Annotated in this window: 3 protein-coding genes; 1 reads left to right on the forward strand and 2 read right to left on the reverse strand. The window is 61.1% G+C overall.

Features of this window, described 5'->3' with window-relative positions; genetic code table 11:
- Nucleotides 1-18: 18 nt before the first annotated feature.
- Nucleotides 19-1,038 (reverse strand): beta-propeller fold lactonase family protein, encoded by a 1,020-nt coding sequence (locus WCA85_RS14830; protein ID WP_424065068.1) that lies wholly within the window; start codon nucleotides 1,036-1,038, stop codon nucleotides 19-21.
- A 632-nt stretch (nucleotides 1,039-1,670) separates the two neighbouring features.
- Here WCA85_RS14830 and WCA85_RS14835 point away from each other — a divergent pair.
- Complete coding sequence (locus tag WCA85_RS14835) at nucleotides 1,671-4,976, forward strand: YadA-like family protein (protein WP_424065069.1); 3,306 nt, start codon at nucleotides 1,671-1,673, stop codon at nucleotides 4,974-4,976.
- Between the two features lie 210 nt (nucleotides 4,977-5,186).
- Here the strand turns inward: WCA85_RS14835 and WCA85_RS14840 are convergent.
- The coding region (locus WCA85_RS14840) for a DUF3418 domain-containing protein (protein WP_424065071.1) at nucleotides 5,187-6,223 on the reverse strand (1,037 nt) is incomplete at its 5' end.

Genomic DNA, 6,223 nt, shown 5'->3' on the forward strand with positions numbered 1-6,223 from the left:
CAATGCGCCTTATCTGCCCTATGCGCCGTTCGGTGCCGTGACCGGCGCGCGATCGTAAAAATAGATGCCGTGCGGCGAACGGCCGACCGCGATTGTCTGGATCAGCTTGCGCGTGGTCAGGTCGATGATACCGATATGCTTCGCGAAGCGGAATGTCACCCACAGATAGCGTTTGTCCGCCGACAGTTCCATGTCATCCGGCCCTGACATCAGACCGGTGATGTCGCCGACGTTCGTGAGCGAATCTTCGTCGATGATGCTAATGGTACTCGCGACTCGGTTGGACACGGCAACATGTTTGCCGTCCGCGAGCGAACGGAAATTATGCGCGCCATTCCCCGTATGGATGGTCTTGACGATCTTCTGATCACGCCAATCCACTACCGCCACGTAATCCGCACCGGTCATGCCGATCAGCAGATATTTGTCGCCCGGTGTCATCCACAGGCCTGCCGGCACCTTGCCTACCTTCATCTTCCACTTGATCTGCTGGGTGGCCAGATCGACGGCCGCCAGTTCGCCCGAGACTTGCAGCGTGACGAACACCGTCTTGCTGTCGTTCGTGAATGCCATGTGGCTCGGCATGACGGCTAGCGGCAGACGCGAGGCGAGCGTCATGCTGTTCTGCTGGCTGTCGTAGTGATAGATGTCGAGGCGGTCCATCCGCAGCCCGGTTGTGACGAGCCACTTTCGGTCAGGCGAAAAGCCGATCTGGTAAGGATCTTCGATGTTCTCGACCCAACGCTGCACCTTGCCGGTCTTGGGGTCGACGAACATCAGATTGTTCGAGACCGAATTAGCGACGATTAACGACGAATTGTCCGGCGTCGCCATCAGGTGATGCGGTTCCTTGCCTGTCGGCACCGTGCCAACCACCTGGTGCGTGGCCTCGTCGATCAGGCTGAGGGTCGCCTCGCCGGAGTTGAGCACGATGACATTGTTGGCAAACGCGGCGGGAGAAAAAAACGCTGCGGCGGCAATGAGGGCCGCGCCGGCGGCGAACGTAGACGCCAAGCCGGGGAGAAGAAATTTACGCATGAAAACTCACTTCAGAGAACAGCAGGCATTGTAAAGCGTTTGTTAGCGTAAACGGTTGATCCAGATGGGGTATTGACATCGAAAAGGCAGCGGCGCACGACGCCCGCAATGCGCATTGCGATGTCGGCACGCACGCTCCAGGTGATTCCCACGACCTACGTCACATTGCTTCCGGCTAACAAACGCGACTCTTACTGATTTTCATCCCATATAAATCAAAGCACGTGACGTATGAGTATCGGATTCATACATCACTACATTCTCATAATACAGCCATACCAATAAGAATTAACAAGACTTTTCTCTATTCAACTTATTTTAAAACGATTATTTACAATCAAAATAATAAAATTGATCTGGCGCCTATTTTTTAGGAATTGACTTATACCGTCACTCCCCCACCCCGCCTGAGAATCATTGCACTCATCGCCCATGCTTTTAACCAAGGCGGAGACAAGGGCGTGAAATATTCGATCAGGACGCGCGGGAAACTCAGCAGAACATCGACAGGCGGATAAACCGCAGCCGGTATATCAAATTTCTCGCGTGAACAAAAAGGGCGATGGCGTTCTCCTGATTTGCATGCGTTTTCACGCCGGTCACGCCAGCAATACCGAGGATTTTTTTAAAACATGAACAGGATTTATAAATCGGTCTGGAATGAAGCGACGGGCGCGTGGGTTGCGACGTCGGAGACGGCGCGCTCGAAAACGAAGCGCGGCGTATCGCGCAGGCTGGTGATGGCGCAGGCTGTTCTTGCTGGGGCCGCGATGTTGGGCGGTGAAGTGGCGCATGCGAGCGCGGCTGCCGCGGCCAATTATTTCGACGCAAGCGGCACGGGATTGGCCGCCTTCGCAGCCCCGAATGCACAAGCCGTAGCAGCTGGCGTCGGAGCGGCTGCCACCGGTCAGAATTCGACTGCTATCGGCAACAATACGGTCTCGGCCGGCACGAACTCGTTTGCGAGCGGCGCGCAGGCAAGAGCATTCGCAGACTATTCAACCGCAATCGGTGCGCTCGCGTCCACACCGGAGATTGGCGCAACGGCGGTCGGTGCATCTGCGGCTGCTAGCGGCGTCTACTCTTCTACATTCGGCCTCAGTTCGCAAGCTAGCGGCGACTACTCATCGGCATTCGGCACCTTGGCGCAAGCGAGTAACTCAGGAGCGGTTGCAATAGGCTCGCAGGCAAGCGCCACCGGAAATGCGTCTTCCGCAATCGGATTCGGCGCCGCCGCCGCGGGCGACGGCTCGGCTGCCCTAGGTGGGTTCTCCTCCGCGAACGGCGACTTGAGCACCGCGATTGGCGTTTCGGCAACCGCCTCCGGCGTTAAGTCCATTGCGTTGGGCCACGGCTCGGTCGCTACCGCCGACAACAGCGTCGCACTGGGCGCCAACTCCACCACGACGGCCGATCTGACTCAACAAGGCCAAAGCTTTGGCGCAGACCCCGTGACGATCGCGGGCAGCACAGCCGCAGGAGAAGTTTCGCTTGGCTCCAGCGGCAACGAACGGCGCCTGACCAACGTCGCCGCCGGTTTCGCTCCCACTGACGCAGTGAATGTCAGTCAGTTGAGCGCGGTCGACAACAAGGTCGCCACGCTTGCTCAAAACACGATTCAGTACGATGCCAGTTCTGACGGCAGCAGCGTCACGCTCGCCGGATCGACGTCGACTGATGGCGGCGTCGCAGGCGGCACCACGCTCACTAACGTGCATCAGGGCGCCGTATCCGCCACGAGCACGGATGCCGTGAACGGCGCGCAGCTTTACAGCGTCACTGGCGACACCAACGCCACCTACACCGCTAACAATGGCACCGGCGTCAAGTACGTCCGCACCAACGACACTGGCCTCGCGCCCGATGATTCCCATGCCGGCGGTTTCGGCTCGTCGGCACTCGGGTATGACGCACAGGCCACAGGCGTGCGCTCGGTCGCCGTCGGTGCGTGGACGAACGCTGGCGATCTGGCCGTTGCGGCCGGATCGAATGCTCAAGCTGAGGGTGTCGCGTCGGTTGCCCTGGGCGCGTATTCGTCAGCAAGCGAGCCAGGCGCCTCCGCGCTGGGTGCAAACGCCTCAGCAACGGCTCAGAGCTCCACTGCGGTCGGCTCCGACACGCTGTCAACAGGCGTGGGCAGTTCAGCGGTCGGCGCCTACGCAGCAGCTACCGGCGACTACTCTTCGGCAGTCGGCTTCGCCTCGCAAGCTAGCGGCATCTATTCGTCGGCATTCGGCTACGGAGCACAAGCTAGCAACGAAGGTTCGGTCGCAATTGGCCCATTGGCAAACGCTACCGGCCTGATGTCTTCTGCGTTCGGATTTAACGCCAACGCCTCAGGCGACGGGTCTGTTGCCCTAGGTGCATCTTCCTTCGCGAGCGGTACCTTTAGCACCGCGATCGGCGCTTTGGCTACTGCCTCCGGCACTAACTCGGTTGCATTGGGCCAAGGTTCAATCGCTACCGAAGACAATACCGTTTCGGTCGGATCGGCAGGCAGCGAACGACGGATCACGAACGTCGCAGCGGGCGCCGATCCCACCGATGCGGTCAACGTGAGTCAGTTGACTGCCGCGACTGCTGACGCCGCCGCAGGAGTGAAATACTTCAAGGCTACGGGCGCGGGAGACGGCACTGACGTCGCAAGCGCCAGCGGCCCATACTCCGTTGCTATGGGCAGCTCCGCTTCAGCGTCTGGCGCCAACTCCGTGGCAACAGGTGCGTCGTCGTCGGCAATGGGAGCGAACAGCATCGCTGTCGGCACACAATCCGTGTCGTCAGGTGACGATTCCATCGCCCTCGGCGCCAACGCGCTCGCCGGCGCCAATCCGGCCGGCCCGAGCGCGCCGGCAGTCACCGCCGCTACTGCAGTCGGCTCCTACGCCCAGGCCACCGCTCAAAACGCTACGGCCATCGGTAACCAGGCCGTTGCCAGCGCCGACGGATCCGTCGCCCTTGGCCAAGGCTCGGTAGCCAACCGCGCTAACACGGTCGCGGTCGGCTCTGTGGGCAAGGAGCGTCAGATCACCAATGTCGCTGCTGGCGTTGAAGGCACTGACGCGGTCAACGTCAACCAGTTGAACGCTGTCGCGAGCCAGGCAGCTTCTACCGCCACCAAGGTCGACGGCGCGGTGATGTACGACACGAACGCGGACGGTTCCGGCAACAAGGGGAGTGTCACGCTCGGTGGAGACGGTGGCACGGTGATCCACAACCTGGCGGACGGCGTGCTCGCAACCGACGCGGTGAACCTCGGCCAACTGGACGCGGCAATCGGCAGCGCAGTCAGCAATCTGCAACCCACCGCCGGCTCGACGTTCTTCAGCGCGAACGGCAATGCGACAACGGAAGCGGCGCAGGCGTCCGGCACCTACGCGACAGCCGCCGGCGCAAACGCACTGGCCTCCGGTACGAACGCGACCGCAATCGGCGCGAACTCGGTGGCCAGCGGCAACAACGCAACGGCAATCGGCACGGGCGCACACGTCAGCGCCGACAACGCAGTCGCATTGGGCCAAGGCTCGGTGGCAGACCGCGCCAACACGGTATCGGTCGGTGCGGCTGGCAGCGAACGCCAGATCACCAATGTCGCCGCCGGCGTGCAAGGCACCGACGCTGTCAACGTCAACCAGTTGAACTCCGGTATGAGCAGCGCGGTCGGCCAGTCGAATAGTTACACCGACGATCAGGTCCGCTCGGCACGCCGCGATTCGTACGGTGGCACCGCCTCGGCGTTGGCTGCTGCGGGACTGCCGCAAGCTGTGTTGCCGGGTCGCGGCATGGTAGCGATCGCAGGTGGCACGTATGCAGGTCAGTCGGCTGTCGCCTTGGGCGTGTCGCAACTGTCGGAGACCGGCAAGTGGGTCTACAAGGTGCAAGGCACGAGCGACTCACGCGGCCAGTTTGGCGCGTCGGTCGGCGCCGGGATGCACTGGTAAACAGCAATATTGGTGCGGTCTGGTTCGCACCATCCAGAGCAATCATGCCATGCAGAACAACCGTTTTGCATGGGACCGGAATAAGCGCTAACGCGCGAACTCCGGTCGACACACGAAAGCAGCGAGTGGATGCGGGTCCGGGCGGGCCTGCATCGTTTGCGCGACATCGAACTCAAACATCGATGTCGCGCTTTTTTTTCGCGCGCGTTCTTACCGCTGCATCGACTCCCACACCTTGTACAGGCGTTTCACCGATACCGGCATCGGCGTCCGCAATTCCTGGGCAAAGAGGGAGATACGCAGTTCCTCCAGCAACCAGCGGAACTCCAACAGCCGCGCGTCCATCACACCGCCTCGCTGCGCGAGCGCTCGCTGATAGTTTTGCAGCAAAGGCTGAAACTCTGCGAATTGTCGGGCATCGCGGGTCGCGTCGGCCTTCAGCTTGTCGATTCGTAAGGCCATTCCCTTCAGGTAGCGCGGAAAGTGCGCAAGTTGCGCATACGGTGTGTCAATCAAAAAGCGTTTGCCGATCAACCCGTCGAGTTGGTTCTGCATGTCCGCATACGCTGCCGCAAACGGCTTCGCCTGCACGAGCTTTTTGGTCACGCTCGCGTACTCCGTGAGAATCTGCCCCACCAGCCGTGCGATTTCCTGAGCAAGCAGCGTCAAACGGCTGCGCCCTTCGTCGCGACGGGTATGGAAGCTCACGTCATCGGCGGGCAGCGGGTCTTGCAAACATGCGCGATCGAGCGCTGTATCGATCAACTGGTCACGCAACTCCTCCTGAGTGCCGCGCGGCATGAACTGCATCGCCATTTCGCGCAGACCCGGCAGGTTCTTCTCCAGATATTTGATCGGCTCCTTCAATTGCAACGCAAAGAGCCGCCGCAGCCCGGCACGATGAATGCGCGTGGCTTCGTCAGGCGAATCGAAAACCTCGACGTCGCAATGCGTGCCACGATCGACGAGCGCAGGGTAACCAAACAGCGTCTGCCCGCCACGGCGGATTTCCAGTAACTCCGGCAGCTTGCCGAAATTCCACGTCGTCAGCTTCTCGTAGAGCGCAGTGGTCCCGGTCCCTTCCTGCGACGAAGTCTGCGGCACAGGCACACCGCCTTGTCCCCGCGTGGGCCTGCCTTGCGCAGACGCGCCTGATGCTACTGCCTCTGCGCCGCCCAACCCGCCGCGCGCATTTCCCAAGGAGCCACCTGCCGCAGCGCCAGCACCACCGCCACTGCCCACCGAAC

It is taken from the genome of Paraburkholderia sp. (assembly GCF_049581445.1).
In the GTDB taxonomy this organism is placed as follows: domain Bacteria; phylum Pseudomonadota; class Gammaproteobacteria; order Burkholderiales; family Burkholderiaceae; genus Paraburkholderia.